This is a genomic window from Arthrobacter sp. Soil763 (assembly GCF_001428365.1).
Taxonomy (GTDB): domain Bacteria; phylum Actinomycetota; class Actinomycetes; order Actinomycetales; family Micrococcaceae; genus Arthrobacter.
In genome coordinates, this window is record NZ_LMSH01000003.1 from 110,777 (window position 1) to 127,893 (window position 17,117).

Annotated in this window: 13 protein-coding genes; 4 read left to right on the forward strand and 9 right to left on the reverse strand. The window is 68.5% G+C overall.

What is annotated here, in order from left to right:
* On the reverse strand, positions 1 to 840 hold the full coding sequence (locus ASG71_RS10275; protein ID WP_056738893.1) for an SDR family oxidoreductase: 840 nt from the start codon (positions 838 to 840) through the stop codon (positions 1 to 3).
* Positions 841 to 988: 148 nt separating this feature from the next.
* Between ASG71_RS10275 and ASG71_RS10280 the strand changes: the two genes are divergently transcribed.
* The 3 genes from ASG71_RS10280 to ASG71_RS16680 all read left to right on the forward strand — a co-directional run bounded on the left by ASG71_RS10280 (position 989) and on the right by ASG71_RS16680 (position 3,632).
* Positions 989 to 1,894, forward strand: coding sequence for a helix-turn-helix transcriptional regulator (locus ASG71_RS10280; RefSeq protein ID WP_056738895.1), 906 nt, complete (start codon positions 989 to 991; stop codon positions 1,892 to 1,894).
* Positions 1,895 to 2,146: 252 nt separating this feature from the next.
* Positions 2,147 to 2,911: an HNH endonuclease signature motif containing protein gene (locus tag ASG71_RS10285; protein WP_056738897.1), complete on the forward strand. Its 765-nt coding sequence runs from the start codon at positions 2,147 to 2,149 to the stop codon at positions 2,909 to 2,911.
* A gap of 139 nt (positions 2,912 to 3,050) precedes the next feature.
* Positions 3,051 to 3,632 carry a hypothetical protein gene (locus ASG71_RS16680; RefSeq protein ID WP_157366379.1) on the forward strand — a complete coding sequence of 194 codons (582 nt, stop codon included), beginning with the start codon at positions 3,051 to 3,053 and terminating at the stop codon, positions 3,630 to 3,632.
* 16 nt (positions 3,633 to 3,648) lie between these two features.
* Here the strand turns inward: ASG71_RS16680 and ASG71_RS10295 are convergent, their stop codons facing one another.
* The 5 genes from ASG71_RS10295 to ASG71_RS10310 form a co-directional block, all read right to left on the reverse strand.
* Positions 3,649 to 5,472, reverse strand: a complete 1,824-nt coding sequence (locus tag ASG71_RS10295; protein WP_056738901.1) for a gamma-glutamyltransferase family protein — start codon at positions 5,470 to 5,472, stop codon at positions 3,649 to 3,651.
* 2 nt (positions 5,473 to 5,474) lie between these two features.
* Complete coding sequence (locus ASG71_RS16685) at positions 5,475 to 5,618, reverse strand: MFS transporter small subunit (protein WP_157366381.1); 144 nt, start codon at positions 5,616 to 5,618, stop codon at positions 5,475 to 5,477.
* Entirely contained in the window at positions 5,619 to 7,013 is a 1,395-nt protein-coding gene (locus tag ASG71_RS10300; protein ID WP_056738903.1) for an OFA family MFS transporter, read from the reverse strand.
* Positions 7,014 to 7,233: 220 nt separating this feature from the next.
* Positions 7,234 to 9,675, reverse strand: coding sequence for a Tex family protein (locus ASG71_RS10305; RefSeq protein ID WP_414826667.1), 2,442 nt, complete (start codon positions 9,673 to 9,675; stop codon positions 7,234 to 7,236).
* 15 nt (positions 9,676 to 9,690) lie between these two features.
* Positions 9,691 to 10,356 carry an SOUL family heme-binding protein gene (locus tag ASG71_RS10310; RefSeq protein WP_056738907.1) on the reverse strand — a complete coding sequence of 222 codons (666 nt, stop codon included), beginning with the start codon at positions 10,354 to 10,356 and terminating at the stop codon, positions 9,691 to 9,693.
* A gap of 161 nt (positions 10,357 to 10,517) precedes the next feature.
* On the opposite strand from ASG71_RS10310, the gene ASG71_RS10315 reads away from it, so the two are divergent.
* Positions 10,518 to 14,141 carry a TM0106 family RecB-like putative nuclease gene (locus ASG71_RS10315; RefSeq protein ID WP_056738908.1) on the forward strand — a complete coding sequence of 1,208 codons (3,624 nt, stop codon included), beginning with the start codon at positions 10,518 to 10,520 and terminating at the stop codon, positions 14,139 to 14,141.
* 177 nt (positions 14,142 to 14,318) lie between these two features.
* On the opposite strand, the gene ASG71_RS10320 is transcribed toward ASG71_RS10315, so the two are convergent.
* The 3 genes from ASG71_RS10320 to ASG71_RS16690 form a co-directional block, all read right to left on the reverse strand.
* Positions 14,319 to 15,389, reverse strand: coding sequence for an alkene reductase (locus ASG71_RS10320; RefSeq protein WP_056738909.1), 1,071 nt, complete (start codon positions 15,387 to 15,389; stop codon positions 14,319 to 14,321).
* 89 nt (positions 15,390 to 15,478) lie between these two features.
* Positions 15,479 to 16,282 (reverse strand): PKD domain-containing protein, encoded by an 804-nt coding sequence (locus tag ASG71_RS16950; protein ID WP_235564031.1) that lies wholly within the window; start codon positions 16,280 to 16,282, stop codon positions 15,479 to 15,481.
* Positions 16,283 to 16,418: 136 nt separating this feature from the next.
* Complete coding sequence (locus ASG71_RS16690; RefSeq protein WP_157366383.1) at positions 16,419 to 16,919, reverse strand: DUF6318 family protein; 501 nt, start codon at positions 16,917 to 16,919, stop codon at positions 16,419 to 16,421.
* Positions 16,920 to 17,117: the final 198 nt, after the last annotated feature.

Sequence of the window (17,117 nt, forward strand, 5' to 3'; positions counted from 1 at the left end):
CTAAGCGTTTTCGAGGGCCATTGAGGAGGACAGGTCGCGGTGGGCATCGACCTGGTCGAGGAGCAGCTGGGCCTTGTGCTCGACACCGGCGACGACGTCTGCTCCGGCGACGAAACGCAGTGGCGGGGTTTCCAAGGCGGCGATCGTGACAAGGGCTGCGCCGAGCTTGGCGGGGTCTCCGCCCTGGAGGCCGTTGATGCTCTTCCAAGCGGCGATGGTCTGGGTGGTGCGCTCGGCATAGTCCTCGATCGACAGTTCGGGCCAAATAGAGGACGCACCCTCGACAAGGAGTTCGGTGCGGAAGAAGCCGGGTTCGACGATGGTGGTGTGGATCCCGTAGGGCGCGACGTCGTACTCGAGGGACTCCATCCAGCCTTCGAGGGCGAACTTCGAGGCGGCGTAGGCGGCGCAGAACTCCTGGCCGATGATGCCCGCGGCGGAGGTGATGGTGATGACGTGTCCGCTGCGCTGCTTACGCATGACCGGCAGGATTGCGCGGGTGACGTTCAGCGGGCCGAAGAAATTGGTCTCCATCTGTGCACGGAACTGCTCGTCGCTGATCTCCTCGAAGTAACCGGCGTAAAAGTTACCGGCGTTGTTGACGAGTACATCGATGCGTCCAAAACCTCCGAGGGCGGCTTCGACGGCTGCGGTCGAGGCTGCGGCATCGGTGATGTCCAGCGACAGGGCGAGAAGGTTCTCGTGTTCGCCGAGAGCCGCGGTGACCTTGGCGGCGTCGCGGGCTGTGGCGACGACTCGGTGTCCGGCGTCGAGGGCGGCCTTGGCCAGGTCGACGCCCATGCCGCGGGCAGCTCCGGTGATGAACCAAACTTTGGTCATGATGATGCCTTTCTCAAGTCCTGGCCGGCCCGTTCGGGGTGGCTGATGTTTCAAGTCAACAGGCCAGCGTCGGGGCTAGCGAGACCCTACCTAGAGGTTCCCTGGCAGGGACCCGCTAACGGGCGCGGGGTGGAGTACCTTCGATTCCATGGACAACCAGGACGACCTCAGCAAGTTCCTCATCTCGCGCCGGGCCAAACTCGACCTGGAACAAGCCGGCCTGCCCGACTACGGCGGACGACGCCGCGTTCCCGGCCTGCGGCGGGAAGAAGTCGCACTCCTGGCCGGCATGAGTTCCGAGTACTACAAACGCCTGGAACGGGGCAACGCCAAAGGAGTGTCGGAGGCCGTAATCGAAGGGGTCAGCCGGGCCCTCCAGCTGGACGAGGCCGAACGCTCGCATCTCTACGAGCTCATCCGCTCAGCCAACGCCGGAGCCCACCCGGGGCGCAGGCGCCCGACACGCAAAACGCAGATCAATTCCAGCCTGCAGCAGACCATCGATGCCATGTCGACCGTCCCGGTGTTCGTGCAGAACGGCCGACTCGACGCAGTCGCCACCAACCGTCTCGGGAGGGCCCTGTTCTCGGAGATGTTCGAGGACTCCCGGCAACCGGTGAACGCCGCGCGTTTTGTGTTCCTCGATGCGAAGGCACAGTCGTTCTACCAGGACTGGGAATCCAACACCCGACAGATCGTGGCGCTCCTCCGGGCCGAAGCAGGCCGGTCCCCTTACGACCGCCAACTCAGCGACCTCGTGGGGGAACTTTCCACCCGCAGCGACCTCTTCCGAAGGCTCTGGGGAGCGCACGATGTCCGCGAGCACCGCACCGGCCTCAAGAGCATCCACCACCCCGTCGTCGGCAACCTCGACCTGACCTACCTCGGCCTGGACCTCGCCTCAGATCACAGCCTCCAAATGCTGGTTTTCTCCGCGGAACCTGGATCTCCAAGCCACGACGGGCTGCAGCTGTTGGCGAACTGGACGAACACACACAGTATCGGCGTGGAAACCACCGATCAGGCGGCCACCAACCACATAGGTGGAAATTGATGCTGCGGTATTGAACACTGCAAATATCACGGCAACGAGCACGGTGAACCACACCTAAAGGGCCCTTCCGTAACTCCTGTACGGCACGCCCCTCTGTCTCAACATCTGATGTGAAGGCAACATGTGCGCTGGCGAATCCCACCAATCCGTTCGGACCGGGTCGGCGGCCTTCGATGGCTAAATTGAGATTCTGTTACCTTCGAATCGAACCTGTTGCGACGATGGTGAGAAACCGCCCACCTCATCACCGTCATGAACACCGCCACCAACCCACGCACCCCCGGAACCCTCGCAGCGGCCAGCGCGACCCGCGGTGACGGCGGCGCCAGCGGGGGTGCGGTGGACGACGCCGGCGAAGCAGACCAGGAGTGGCCGCCCGCGGACCCGCTGGACCGGCGCACCCGGGCCCAGAAACTCCTCGACGGACTCGTCGGCGGCTGCAAAGTCGCCCTCGCCGCCGGCGGGCTGCCAGCCACCGGCGGACACCGCCCCCAAATCCTCGCCACCATCGACTACCGCGACATCCTGGAACGCCTCCACGCCAACGGCAACCAAGGCGGGTTCGACCAGCCCGGGACCGGGCCGCTCGGGTTCACCGGCACCGGGACTCTGGCCTTCACCGGACCCGTCACCGCCGCGACCATCCGCAAAATCGCCTGCGACGCCGACATCATCCCGATCCTGCTCGGCACCGAAGGCCGCATCCTCGACATCGGCCGCACCAGCCGGATCTTCCCGCCCCACATCCGCAAAGCCATCACCGCCCGCGACCAAGGCTGCACCTTCCCCGGCTGCACCATCCCCGCCACCTGGTGCGAAGCCCACCACATCACCTACTGGTCCCGCGGCGGCRCCACCAGCACCGACAACGGCACGCTCCTCTGCTCCCACCACCATCACGTGATCCACAAAGAACAATGGACCATCCACGTCCAGGCCGGCGTCCCCTGGTACATCCCGCCACCCCACCTCGACCCCGGCCAAAAACCACGCCAAAACCACTACTTCCGATCGTGATGGGCGGTTAAAACCTTCGACACCTGAATGGTCACCGCGTGGTGGCATCAGAGCTTGGCCCCAAGGGCTCGTCAAACCTTCCAAGTAGTGCTGGAATGGCAGGCACCTAGCCCAATGGGAAACGTCAAAGGGGACATCCATGGCCCACATCGAAACCTCCGGTTCTCGTCCCGTCGACCGATCCGGCGGACGGACCATGCTGGGAATTGCTTCCGGGTTCGCAGCGATCCTCTGCTGGTGGATCGGGCTCACCGGTTATGTGGTCGTAGGTGGCCCAGCCAGCGGGCGCGGCGGATTCCTCGCCTTCTTCGCCATCCCGGCGCTGGCAACCGCCGGAACCTGGCTCATCGCGGCCCGCAACAAGCAAGCACCCGCGGCTAAGTTCCCCGCCCCGCGCGCTGGCCTTCGCCGTCGGGGCCATGGCTCGGCAGGAAGAAGTCGCCATCGCGCCAAGGCCGCACCTGAGTTGGCGCGCAACGTGGGAGGTGGCGACTACAAGCGCCAATCCGTGGTCGGCGCCGCTACCAGCCGCGTCTTCGTGCTGGTCATCGGCGGATTCGCGGCCGTCCTGCTCTGGTGGATAGGAATCACCGCCTATTTAGCCACAGGTGGCACCGCGAGCGGCGTGTCCGGGCTTGGCGTTTTCCTTGCCGCGCCAGCCGCCGTCACTACCGGAATCTACCTAACCGCGCGCCGCCGCAGCGGGGCACCGCGCGTTTGACGAGCGGCGTCCGCCCCTACCTCCCGGCGGCGTAGCCTTGGGCGCCGCGGGGGTTGGCCGCCGCCTGCAGCACTCCGGTGGCCGGGTCCCTGGTCACGGCCGACAGCCGACCCAGGGTCCAGCCGCCCACCCGGGTGACGACATGGCCGCGGTGTTCCAGGCCCGCAATGACTTCCTCGCCGAGCCGCTCCTCGACGACGGCGCCGCCGGGTTCCCAGGTGCGCGGCCAGAAGGAGCCGGGCATCGACGTCGTATGGAACGTCGGCGCGTCGATGGCCTGCTGCGGCGTGAAGCCCCCGACGATCGTCCGGAGCAGGTACGGCAGCTGCCACTGGTCCTGCTGGTCCCCGCCCGGGGAACCCAGCGCGGTGACGGCCTGGCCGTCCCGCAGCACCAGGGTGGGTGTCAGGGTGGTGCGCGGGCGCTTGCCGGGGGTCAGGGTCGACGGCGTGCCCGGTTCCAGCCATGTCATCTGCAGCCGAGTACCCAGGCAGAAGCCAAGGTCGGGGATGGTTGGTGAGGACTGCAGCCAGCCACCGGACGGCGTGGCCGAGACCATGTTGCCCCAGCGGTCGACGACGTCGATGTGGCAGGTGTCGCCCCGGGTCTCCCCGCTCGGCGCGACCGTGGGCTCGCCGACGCCCAGCCCCGCCGGGGCGGAGCCGCTGCGGGCCAGCGCCGGCGGCGTGTACTCGGTCCGCAGCACCGGAACGTAGGGCTCGCGTCCCGGGACCGTCCCGGGCCGGAAATCGTGGGAGGCCCGGTCCGTGATCAGGGCGCGGCGTTCGGCGCAGTACTCCTCGGAGAGCAGGTACGGGAGCGGCACCTCGGTGTCCCCGTAGTAGGCCTCGCGGTCGGCGAGGGCGAGCTTCTGCGCCTCCAGGATGGTGTGCACGCCAAGCTCGGTGGACGGATCAAGGAACCGGTCCTCGAACCCGTCCAGGATGGCGAGGGTCTGCAGCAGCGCCGGCCCCTGGCCCCAGGGACCGGTCTTGGCGATGGTGTGGCCACGGAACTCGACGGTGGCCGCAGGCTCGAAGCCGGCTTCGAAGCCGGCCAGGTCGGCCAGGTCCATCACGCCGGCGTGGTCGGTGCCGGACGAGTGCCGGTGCGACGTCCGCACCGACTCAGCCATCGCCTTGGCGACGAAACCCTCGCGCCATTCGCGCCGGGCGGCGTCGATCCGGTCCTCGCGGGTTGCCCCGGCGGCGGCGGGTCCCGCCTCGATAAGGCGTTCCAGGGTCCGGGCGTAGGCCGGGTTCCGGAACAGGGTGCCCTCGGCGGGGACGGCGCCGCCGGGCATCCAGAGCGCCGCCGACGTCGGCCAGTGCTCCTGGAACAGCTCCGCCACCGCGGCAATCGTGGTGCCGACGCGGCCCAGCAGGGGGTGTCCCTCCCGCGCGTAGCCAATGGCGAAGCCCAGCACCTCCGCCAGCTCCCACGTCCCGTGGTCCCGCAGCAGCAGGAGCCAGGCGTCGACGGCGGCCGGTACCGCGGCGGCCAGCGCCCCGGATCCCGGGACGAGGTCCAGGCCTTCGGCACGGTAATGCTCCACCGTGGCCGCGGCCGGTGCCGGGCCCTGCCCCATCAGCACCACCGGGGTGCCGGGGTCGTCCGCAGTGACGAAGACGCCGGTCATGTCCCCGCCGGGTCCGTTGAGGTGCGGCTCCACGACGTGCAGCACGAAGGCGCCGGCCGTGGCGGCGTCGAACGCGTTACCGCCGCGTTCGAGCACCGCCTGGGCCGCCGCCGTCGCGAGCCAGTGCGTGGACGCGCTCATGCCGAAGGTGCCCTGCAGGGTGGGCCTGGTGGTGAACTGGTCGGGCGCGGTGAAGGTCATGGTCAGCCGAACAGCGCCGCCACGCGGGTCAGGGTCTCGTAGACCCCGTAGGCCAGCGGCAATCCGACGAGGGCCCAGCCCACCACCAGTTTGCCGGTGGACGGGTTCACGGCGGAGCGGGCATCCGGGGTGTTTGTGGTGCTCATCTAGGCCTCCATGGCGGGTTCGGCGGGCCGGACGCTGTCCGGGCGGGGTTCGTGGAATCGGGCGTCCACCGGCTTGACCAGCAGGTTGGCGACGAAGCCGACTACCAGCAGCGCCACCATGGTCAGCAGGGCCGGCTGGTAGTCCGAGGCGTTGAGCTGGCCGGGCTTGCCCTGGGCGTCCAGGAACGCGTTGACGATCAGCGGTCCGGCGACGCCGGCGGCGGACCAGGCGGTCAGCAGCCGGCCGTGGATGGCGCCGACCTGGAAGGTCCCAAACAGGTCCCGCAGGTACGCCGGGGCCGTCGCGAAGCCGCCGCCGTAGAAGGAGATGATGAAGAACGCCAGGGCGACGTAGAGGAAGGTGGTGGAGGAGCCGGCGAGGGCCAGCACCGTGTAGAGCACCGCGCCGACGCCGAGGTAGACCATGTAGATCCGCTTGCGACCGGTCAGGTCGGACGTGGCGGACCAGGCGAAGCGCCCGGCCATGTTACCGATGGAGAGCAGCCCGACGAAGCCTGCGGCGACGCCGGCACTGACCAGGGACGCGCCGTCGGATTGCCGGAAGAAGTCCTGGATCATTGGGGCGGCCTGCTCCAGGATGCCGATGCCGGCGGTGACGTTGCAGAACAGCGCGATCCAGACCAGCCAGAACTGCTTGGTCTTGACCGCGTTCCTGGCCGAAACGTTGTCCGTGGTGACCAGCTCGGAGGCTTTGACCTTCGCCGCATCGAAGCCGGCGGGCTTCCAGCCCTCGGCCGGCACCTTGATGGTGAAGGCGCCGAAGAGCATGTACGCGAGGTAGACGACGGCGAGGGTCAGGAAGAGCTTGCCGACGGAGTCGCCGCTGGCCACCCAGCCCTTGGCACCGGAGTTGGGGTCGTACATCTTCAGCAGCGCGGTGGAGACCGGGCTGGCGATCAGGGCGCCGCCGCCGAAGCCCATGATGGCCATGCCGGTGGCGAGGCCGGGGCGGTCCGGGAACCACTTAATCAGCGTGGACACGGGCGAGATGTAGCCGATGCCCAAGCCAATGCCACCAACGACGCCGTAGCCCAGGTAGACGAGCCACAGCTGGTGGGTGAAGATGCCGAGCGAGCCGATCAGGAAGCCGCTCGTCCAGAACATGGCGGAGGTGAACATCGCCTTGCGGGGGCCGTTGGTGTCCACCCAGGTGCCCATGATCGCGGCGGAGAGGCCGAGCATCACGATGGCGATGGAGAAGATCACACCGATTTCGGTCAGGCTGGCGCCGAAGTGCTTGACCAGCGCCGTCTTGTAGACACTGGTGGCGTACGCCTGGCCGATGCAGAGGTGGACGGCGAGCGCCGCGGGCGGCACCAGCCAGCGGTTGAAGCCCGGCGGGGCGATTGTCCGTTCACGGTCGAGCCAGCCCATAATTGCTCCCCTTGCTCATCGAAGACGTCGCTGTCTCTGCGCCGCCCGGGCGCGGGGCCCGGTGGCATAGAGGCGAAGGCCCCGGATTCGGCCGTTGCCTCCGGCAATCATGGTGCAGATCACAGCGTCGTGGCCGATTTCAGTGGCGCGCGGGGCCGGTTTCACGACGAGCGGTAGCATTTTCGCGATAAGCGGTTCCCGGAGCTGGATGGCTGGCTGGTTAGTCGGCCAGGCCGGCATCCCGGAGCGCCGCGGCCAGTGCCGTGTTGGCCGGCGACGGCGTCGACTGCGGCCGCCGGGTCTTGCCCGTGCGGTCCGCGGTGCCCTTCGCCGGGGTCTGGCGGCTCTGCGCCGTTCGGTCCGGCGCCTTTCGGTCCGACGCTTTTCGGTGCGGCGCCTGGAGGCCCTGCTTCGGCCGGCCGGGCGTCTGCTGGTCCGGGGCCTGCCGCGCGGCGGCGCCGGGTTCGTCGTCGAGCCGCAGCGTCAGCGAGATCCGTTTGCGCTCCGGGTCCGCCTCAAGAACCTTCACGCGGACCACCTGCCCGGACTTCACGACCTCGCGGGGGTCGGAGACGAACCGGTTGGCCAGGGCCGAGACGTGCACCAGCCCGTCCTGGTGCACGCCGACGTCGACGAACGCGCCAAACGCGGCCACGTTGGTCACCGTCCCCTCCAGCACCATCCCCGGCCGCAGGTCGGAGATCTTCTCGACGCCCTCGCGGAACGCCGCCGCCGCGAATGCGGGCCGCGGGTCCCGCCCGGGCTTGTCCAGTTCCGCGAGGATGTCCCGGACCGTCGGCAGGCCGAACGAGCCGTCCACGAAGTCCGTCGGATCCAGCCCGGACAGGGCGCCGCCGGCGCCGGCGGCAGCCTTGATCCGGCGCGCCAGCGGGTACGCTTCCGGGTGCACGCTGGAGGCATCCAGCGGCTCCGCTCCCCCGGTGATCCGCAGGAAGCCGGCGCACTGTTCGAAGGCTTTGGCCCCCAGCCGGGGCACCTTCTTCAACTCGCTGCGCTTGGTGAAGGGGCCGTGTTCGTTGCGGTACGCCACGATGTTTTCGCTCAGCAGCGGTCCGACGCCGGCCACCCGGCTCAGCAGGGCCGGGGACGCGGTGTTGACGTCCACCCCGACGGCGTTGACGCAGTCCTCGACGACGGCGTCCAGGCTGCGGTCCAGCTTCGAGGCCGTGACGTCGTGCTGGTACTGCCCGACGCCGATCGACTTCGGCTCGATCTTGACCAGTTCCGCCAGCGGATCCTGCAGCCGGCGGGCGATCGAGACCGCCCCGCGCAGCGACACGTCCATGCCGGGCAGTTCGGCGGCGGCGAGCGCCGACGCAGAGTAGACGGACGCGCCGGCCTCGGAGACGACGAGTTTCTGCGGCGCCGGGCCGCTTCCGGCGCCGAGTTCCTTGATCAGTTCCGCCGCGAGTTTGTCCGTCTCCCGGGAAGCGGTGCCGTTGCCGATGGCGACGAGTTCAACCCCGTGCTTGCGGGCCAGGGCGGCCAGGGTGCGCAGCGCCTCGTCCCATTTCCGGGCGGGGGCGTGCGGATAGACCGTGTCCGTCGCGACGACCTTGCCGGTCCCGTCCACGACGGCGACCTTGACGCCGGTCCGCAAGCCCGGGTCCAGGCCCAGGGTGGCGCGGTTCCCCGCCGGGGCGGCGAGCAGCACATCGCGGAGGTTCGCGGCGAAGACCCGGACCGCCTCGTCCTCGGCCGCGGCGAAGAGACGGCTCCGCAGGTCGCCGCTCAGCCGGCTGAGCACCCGGGAGCGCCACGCGAGCTGCGCGGTCTGCAGCAGCCACGCGTCGGCGGGCCGGCCGCGGTCGGCGACCCCGAGGAACCTGGCCACGGCGCCCTCGTAGCGGGCCCGCGCGGCGGCCAGCGCGCCGTCGTCGTCGTCAGGGTCCGCCTCGGTGAGATCCAGCTCCAGCACCCCGTCCTTCTCGCCCCGCAGCAGCGCGAGGACCCGGTGGGAGGGCATCCCAGACGGCGCCTGGGAGAACTCGAAGTAGTCCTTGAACTTCTGTCCCTCGGCTTCCTTGCCCTTTTTCACGCGGGAGACCATCCGGCCCTGCGTCCAGAGCCGTTCGCGCAGCGTCTGGGCAAGGTCCGGGTCCTGCGCGGCGCGCTCGACCAGGATGGACCGTGCCCCGGCGAGCGCCGCGGCGGCGTCGCCGATCGCGTGGTCGGCGTTGAGGTACTTGGCGGCTTCGCGTTCCGGGTCCAGCTCCGGCCGGCGCAGCAACGCGTCCGCGAGCGGCTCGAGCCCGGCCTCCCGGGCTGCCTGGGCCTTCGTGCGCCGCTTCGACTTGAACGGCAGGTAGATGTCCTCCAGCCGGGACTTCGTGTCGGCGGCGGCGACGGCGGACTCCAGTTCGGGGGTCAGCGCACCCTGCGCGGCGATCGCCTCAAGGATGGTCCGACGGCGGTCCTGCAGTTCGCGCAGGTAGCGCAGCCGCTCTTCGAGCGTTCTGAGCTGGGTGTCGTCCAGGGTGCCGGTGGCTTCCTTGCGGTAGCGGGCGATGAACGGGACCGTGGAACCGGCGTCGAGCAACTCGACCGCTGCCTTCACCTGCCAGGGTTTCACCCCCAGCTCGGCGGCGATCAGGGTCTCGATCTGCGAACTTGCGGCGGGCTGCTGCGGGGCGTTACTCACCCACCCCATTTTGCCTTACCCGGTTACGGCGCCGGTTCCGTCGGGCGCATTGCCGGGTTCCGCCACGTCTTGGACCAGCTCGTTGCGCCGCAGGAACCACGGCTTGAACGGCGGGTCGAACCGGGCGAAGCGCGGCGGCCCCACCGCTCTCAGGCCGGCGAGGGCCAGCGCGGCCTGCAGGCCCTCATTCCGGCGCGCGAAAGCCGCTTCGGAGCCGCCGCCGGAGAACCGGACCACTGCGGCCAGGGCGCCGGGGACGGCCCGGATCTGGACCAACGGGTCCGTCGGGACCGGGGCAGTCTCGGCGCTCACGCCGGCCGGCAGCACGAAGGCCACCACAAACTCGGCCGCCCCGCCGTTTCCGGCGCCCGGTGCGCCCGAGGCTCCCGTCGCGTTCCCCGGCAGCGGACCGCTCTGCAGGACCGGGGCGGTCATCGCCAGCTTCTGGGCGGACCCGGCCCCCGGGCTGCCGGCGGCCTGGAGCACGGGAGCGGTCATGGCCAGTTTCTGTACCGCGGTGTTGTTGCCGCTGATGTAGTTGAACAGGTGCCGGAAGGCCGCGTTCCCGGCCCGGTCGAAGCTCGCGGTCACCCGCACCTCCGCGACCACGTACGGCGGGTAGCGGCGGAGCTCGAAATGCGGGTAGTGGCGGACCAGCTCGTAGGGTTGCTGTTCGGTCATGATGCTACCGACGATACGCCGGACCCCGGACAGCGGCCAGACCCCGGCGCGGGCCGGTTCGGCGGCCCGGCGCCCGCCGGGCTTTCGGTGTCGGTGGGCTTTGGTAGCTTGGCAGCAGAGGGACGGACGGCAGCGGGACCAACCAAGCAAAGCGGGGCGCAGTGTTTTTTCTTGAACCGGAGGTACCGGGCGCGGCACCGGACCTGGTCTACTCCGCGAGTGACCTGGTGGTGGCCGCGGACTGCGAGTACCAGCTGCTCCGCAAGCTCGATGAGAAACTGGACCGCGCCGCCAAGGCGGACTTCGGGACCGACGAGATGCTCGAGCACGCGGCACGGCTGGGCGATCGGCATGAACAGAAGGTCCTGGACGCGTTCAAGGCCGAGTTCGGGCCGTGGGGCCCGGCCCGCGGTCGCGGCGTGTACGACGTCGTTCCCGCCGAGACCTTGGACCGTGCCACCCTCACCGCCAAGCACGAGGAATCCCTGGGGGCGTTGCGGGCCGGAGCCGACGTCGTTTTCCAGGCCGCCTTTTTCGACGGGCAGTTCCACGGCCGTTCCGACTTCCTGGTGCGCCAGGCCGACGGCGGCTACGCCGTGTTCGACACCAAACTCGCCCGCCACGCCAAAGTGACGGCGCTGCTGCAGCTTGCCGCCTACGGGGACCAACTGCTGAAGGCGGGCATTCCGGTCGACCCGGCGGTGACCCTCGTGCTCGGCGCCACGGTGCAGCGGGCCGACGGCGGCTACGACAATGTCCGAAGCGATCACCGGCTGTCCGAGATCCTGCCGGTCTTCCGCGAACGGCGGGACCGCTTCCTTGCCCTGACCGCCGCACACATCGCACAGCCCGGAGCAGTTATCTGGGGTGCGGACGGCGTCAGTGCCTGCGGCCGGTGCGACTACTGCCAGGAGCAGGTGAAGGCCACCGACGACCTGCTGCTGGTGGCCCGGATGAACGCCGCGCAGCGGAAGATCCTCCACGGCGAGGGCATCTACACGGTCAGGCAGCTCGCGACGGCGACCCTGGCCAAGCCCACGTCGGTGCTGCAGCGGCTGCAGGACCAGGCGCGAATGCAGTCCGGCGTGGGACCCGCCGACGGGCAGGTGCTGTACACCAAGGACGGCGAGGAGCATGTCCTCCGCTACGGCGTCCTCCCGGAGAACACCCTGGCCGAGCTTCCGCCGCCCAGCGCCGGCGACATCTTCTTCGACTTCGAGGGCGATCCGCTCTGGCAGGACACCGACACAGGCGTGTGGGGGTTGGAGTACCTCTTCGGCGTGATCGAGGCGCCGGCCGCACCGGGGGCCGCCGGGGTCTTCCGGCCGTTCTGGGCGCACAGCCGGGCGGCGGAGAAGCAGGCGTTCCTGGACTTTTTGGACTACGTCGAGAAGCGCCGGCGTGACTACCCGGACATGCACGTCTACCACTACGCCGCCTACGAGAAGACCGCCCTGCGCAAACTGTCGGTCCAGCACGTCGCCGGTGAGGACGTCGTGGACGATTGGCTGCGGGAAGGACTGCTGGTGGATCTGTACCAGACCGTCCGGAACAGCATCCGCATCTCGGACAACTCGTACAGCATCAAGAAACTCGAGCCGCTCTACATGGGCGCGCACCTCCGCACCGGCGACGTCAAGGACGCCGGCGCCTCCGTGGTGGCCTACGCCAAGTACTGCGCGGCCCGTGACGAGCACCGCGCCGAGGACGCCGCCGCGATCCTGGCCGGCATCTCCGACTACAACGAATATGACTGCCTCTCCACCCTGGAACTGCGGAACTGGCTGCTGGACCGCGCCCGGGAACGCGGCATCGAGCCCCGTGGCACGGGGGCGCAGGCCGACGCCGGGCGTGGTGACTCGGCGCCTGCGCCAACGCCGTCAGTGGACGTCGACAACGGCGGCGGGGAAGGATCGGCCGAGGCGGCACTGCTGACCTTCGCCGAGCCCGGCTCCACTTTGCCCGAGGCGGACCGCAAAGCCGTCGCGATGCTGGCCGCGGCCGTCAGCTACCACCGCCGGGAACGGAAATCGTTCTGGTGGGCGCATTTCGACCGGTGCGAACAGGGACCGGACACGCACGACCGGGACCGCAACGTCTTCCTGGTCGAAGCCGCCGAGGTCCTGGGCGACTGGCAGCAGGACGGCCGGAAACTGCCGGAGCGCCGGGTGAAGCTGACCGGCACCGTCAGTCCCGGCTCGGACCTGCGGAAAGGCAGCAAATGGTTCCGCATGTACGGGCAGCCGCTGCCGGCCGGACTCGCGGGCACCGGCAAGGACGGTAAAGGCCGGAACGGCTGGTTCGAAACCGAAGTCCTCGAACTGGGCCACGAGGATGGCAAGGACACGGTGATTATCCGGGACCGGCTGCACCGGAATATCGAACCGTACGCTGACCTGCCGATCGCGCTTACCGAAAACCAGCCGCTGGCCACCAAAAGTCTGGAGCAGGCCCTCGAATCGCTGGCCGACACCGTAGTGGCCGGCCTTACCGGCGGCGGCCTCCCCAAGCACCCGGCGCTGGACCTGGTCCGCCGCCTGCCGCCCCGGCTCACCGGAGGGGCCGCCCTGCCGCGCCCCGGTGCGGGACCGGACCGCTTCGTCGACGCCATCACCGCCGCGGCCCTGGACCTCGACCACTCCTATCTGGCCGTGCAGGGCCCGCCGGGAACCGGTAAGACGTACGTGGGCTCGCACGTCATCGCCCGGCTCGTGGCCCGCGGCTGGAAGGTCGGCGTCGTCGGGCAGTCCCACGCGGTGGTGGAGAATCTGCTCACCACGGCGGTGACCAAGGCCGGCGTCGACCCCGCCCGGGTAGCCAAGGACGTCAAGCACAACAACCCGGTGGTCTGGACCTCGCGCACCGCCCAGGATGTGACGGCCCTGCTGGCCTCGCCGGGCGGCGCCCTCATCGGCGGCACCGCCTGGACGCTGACGGGGTCCACCGTTCCGCCCGGCGCCCTGGACCTGCTGGTGATCGACGAGGCCGGGCAGTTCTCGTTGGCCAATACGCTGGCGGTGTCCCAGGCGAGCAGCCGACTGCTCCTGCTGGGGGATCCGCAGCAGCTCCCGCAGGTCAGCCAGGGAAGGCACCCGGAACCGGTCGACGAGTCGGCCCTGGGCTGGGTGTCTGCCGGGCACGCCACGCTCCCGCCGGAGCTGGGCTACTTCCTGGCCGATTCGTGGCGGATGCACTCCGAGCTGTGCCGGGCCGTCTCCGAACTCTCCTACGACGGCCGGCTGCACTCCGCGCCCTCCGCGGATTTGCGACGCCTCGACGGGGTGCCCGCCGGGATCGAAACCGTGCTGGTGCCGCACAGCGGAAACACGACGTCGTCTCCGGAAGAAGCCGCGGAGGTGGTCCGTCAGGTCCGCCGCCACTTTGGGCTGCAGTGGCATTGTGCCCCGGAGGAGGAGCGATCGTTGGGGCAGTCCGACCTGCTGGTGGTGGCGGCCTACAATGCCCAGGTGAACTTGGTCCGGGATGCCCTGGACGACGCCGGCCTGGCCGAGGTGCGCGTCGGCACGGTGGACAAGTTCCAGGGCCAGGAAGCCGCCGTCGTGATCGTGTCGATGGCCTGCTCGGCGGTGGCCGAGGCGCCGCGGGGCATGGAGTTCCTGCTCTCCCGCAACCGGATCAACGTGGCCATCTCGCGCGGACAGTGGCGCGCCGTCGTCGTCCGCTCCCCCGAGTTGACCAACTACCTGCCCGGCCGGCCGGAGGCCCTGGAGCAGCTCGGCGGCTTCATCGGCCTGTGCCAGCGGTCGGTGTCCGCCCCGTCGTAGCGGACGGACATGCCCATTCTCTGGCGTCCCTGACGGACATGCTCATTCTTTGCTTGTGTCCCTGACGGACATGCCCGTTGTTAAGCGCGAGGAGTGGACAGGATGGCATCCTGCCCACTCCTCGAGGCACCGGTCGGGCATGTCCGTCCGAAGAGGACCGCGACCGGACGGGAACCCTTAGTTCTGGTACGCCGGGTAGTCCGTGTAACCCTCGGCACCGTCGGTGTAGAAGGTGCCCGGGTTGGGCTCGTTCACGGGAAGCCCTTCGCGCCAGCGGCGGACCAGGTCCGGGTTGGCGATGGCCGGACGTCCGACGACGACCGCGTCGGCGTGCCCGTCGGAGACCAGGGCACGGGCTTCTTCGCTGGTCGTGACGACGCCGAAGCCGGTGTTCACCAAGAAAGTGCCGTTGAACCGCGTACGCAGTTCCTGGACCAGCTCGCTGGTCGGTTCCTTGTGCAGGACGCTCAGGTAGGCCAGCTTCAGCGGCGCCAGCGCGTCCACGAGGTGGCCGTAGGTCTCGCGCACATCGGCGGCGTCCTGCTCCAGGGCGCCCTGAACGTTGTGTTCCGGCGAAATACGGATGCCAACGCGGTCCGCACCGACGGCGTCCACGACGGCCTGGGCGACCTCGATGACAAAGCGGGCCCGGTTTTCGGGCGAGCCGCCGTAATTGTCGTCGCGCTGGTTAGCGGCCGGCGTCAGGAATTCGTGCAGCAGGTAACCGTTCGCGGAGTGCAGCTCGACGCCGTCGAATCCTGCCTCGATCGCCTTGCGGGATGCCTGGACAAATTCTTCGCGGATGGCGGGCAGTTCCTCGGTGGTCAGGGCGCGCGGGACCGGGAACGCCTGCTTGCCCTCGTAGGTACGGGTCTGGCCGTCGATGGCGATAGCGCTCGGCGCGACAACTTCGTGTCCGCCGGTGGTGTCTTCGTGCGTAACGCGGCCTGCGTGCATGACCTGGGCAAAGATCCGGCCGCCCTCAGCGTGCACGGCGGCGGTCACATCGGCCCAGCCCTTCAGCTGTTCCTCGGTCACCAGGCCGGGCTGGCCGGGGAAGCCGCGGCCGGCGGGGCTGGGGTAAGTGCCTTCGCTGACGATGAGTCCCAGGGAGGCGCGTTGCCGGTAGTGTTCCACGACCAGCGGCCCGGGCACACCTTTCCGGCCGGAACGAAGCCGGGTGAGCGGCGCCATCACAAGGCGGTTCGGCAGCTCCAACTGGCCAACGGTGAGAGTGGAAAACAGCATGCGCGGTTCCTTTCGCAGTGGTTTGAGTCCACTGGCGACAGCATCAATGCGCCCGCATCTATTCCGTCTGAGACTCGAATCACGCCGGGTCAGCGCGACCCCGGTGGCGCTCCCGGGCAACCCGCACCCTGGGGATTCTTGAGACAGTCGTCGGCGTAGTTGCGGGTGATGGAGCGCCACACGCTGACAGGGCGGGGCGGGGCGTTGAACTGTCCTTGGCCAGGAATTGGCAGCGGCGGACCGCCGTTGACGGAGTAGGTACCGAGGAACGAGGTGGTCAGCACCACCGAAAAGTCGCCGGTCCGGGTGTAGACGTGGCTGGTTGCCGTCTTCTCACCCCACCGGTCCTGAGGCAGCGGACCACCGGCTGAGTTTTGCGGGCCGAGCGTCGTGCCGTCACCGTAGTTCCAGGTGTATTGGACGGGTCTGGCCTCGATATGGACGTCCTGGGCCAGAATCTTGATGTCGAATTGCTGCTCGGCGGCTTCGGCGTAGAAGTTCGTGTCCGCGCCCCGGAGGGTATGCGGGCTGGGCTGCGCGGTCACCCGGCCGGCGGAAATCGGGAGCTTTTGGAACTCACTCTGAATCATTGCGGCGATGCGCGGCAACAGATCCTCTGGTCTGGCGTCGAAGAGGCATGTTGGACCGGAGTGGTAACTCCACACCGGGTTGGGCACGCCTGCAGGAGCTTTTAGCCACGTGACCGGAATACCGTCCTTCCCGTCGGGCCCGTTTTTGCATTCAATGACCGTCTCAAGGCAATCGGCGTCGAAGTCGCCACCACCGAGGTGGCACTGGAGTTCGTATTTGTACTGAAAGGGGTCGGCTACTGGCGATCCGGGCGACGCCCAGACGAATCTCCCCGAAGCCGGGTCGATTGCCCAGCCCCCCACGTCTATCGAATCTTCGCCCCAATCACCTGTTACGGGAGGTGATTGACCGTCCGCGATGGCGGAAGGCGCTGACACTAGTAGGGCGACGGGCAGTATTGCCGCCGTCAGCATTAGCCCACCCGGCTTCCTCATAGTCTTAACCGACTATGGGCTGAATGTTGTTAACGAACCATGATCCGTTCCTATAGACGGAGAGCATCAAATTCCCTGTGTCGTCCGGCTTAGGATCTGACCGGTACAGCGTGCCATCAGGGTTGAAGTACGAGAGCGCAGATTGCGATACCTGTATCGCCACTTGATAGTTGCCATCGGGTGCGACGAGAAACGTTGTGCTGACTGCCGGGGTTGAAGTGCGGCCGCCCACTATCCAACGCCCACCTTCGTGCCACCCCTTGATAACCGCTTTGGCTTTCTCACACGCCCGGCACGATGGACTCGTCAGCTCCGTGAGACGCGTGGTGTCACCCGTTTCGTAGCCGTAGCTGAGGAGTTGGAACCAGTACCGGGCGAACGCCTCCAGACCTTCCTTCGTCTTCTTCTTCGCGGCCTCCGGCAGCACCGGTACGGGGACATTTTGCGCTTTGCCTTTAGCATCGGCGGGCTTGTAACTAGGGGGCGCCGTGGCAGTCGCGCTCACCACCGGACTCGCGCTGGCGGAGGCCGACGCTGAGGGAACCGGGGCCGCAGTCGGCGACGCTTGGCCGCTGGTGCAAGCGGACGTGGCCAGCACGAGGGCGGCGAGGAATGTGGCGGTAGCCGTGAATCGGCGGGTGGGGCTTGGAGTGCGAGATGTCATGTTCAGCTAATCCCCCGATAGAAATCAAGACGCCTGAAT

Bases quoted from the DNA above. Each gene is read 5' to 3' on its own strand.
- ASG71_RS10320 (WP_056738909.1), bottom strand. From the start codon at position 15,389: ATGCTGTTTTCCACTCTCACCGTTGGCCAGTTGGAGCTGCCGAACCGC.
- ASG71_RS10280 (WP_056738895.1), top strand. From the start codon at position 989: ATGGACAACCAGGACGACCTCAGCAAGTTCCTCATCTCGCGCCGGGCC.
- ASG71_RS10310 (WP_056738907.1), bottom strand. From the start codon at position 10,356: ATGACCGAACAGCAACCCTACGAGCTGGTCCGCCACTACCCGCATTTC.
- ASG71_RS16680 (WP_157366379.1), top strand. From the start codon at position 3,051: ATGGCCCACATCGAAACCTCCGGTTCTCGTCCCGTCGACCGATCCGGC.
- ASG71_RS10275 (WP_056738893.1), bottom strand. From the start codon at position 840: ATGACCAAAGTTTGGTTCATCACCGGAGCTGCCCGCGGCATGGGCGTC.
- ASG71_RS10295 (WP_056738901.1), bottom strand. From the start codon at position 5,472: ATGACCTTCACCGCGCCCGACCAGTTCACCACCAGGCCCACCCTGCAG.
- ASG71_RS10300 (WP_056738903.1), bottom strand. From the start codon at position 7,013: ATGGGCTGGCTCGACCGTGAACGGACAATCGCCCCGCCGGGCTTCAAC.
- ASG71_RS16685 (WP_157366381.1), bottom strand. From the start codon at position 5,618: ATGAGCACCACAAACACCCCGGATGCCCGCTCCGCCGTGAACCCGTCC.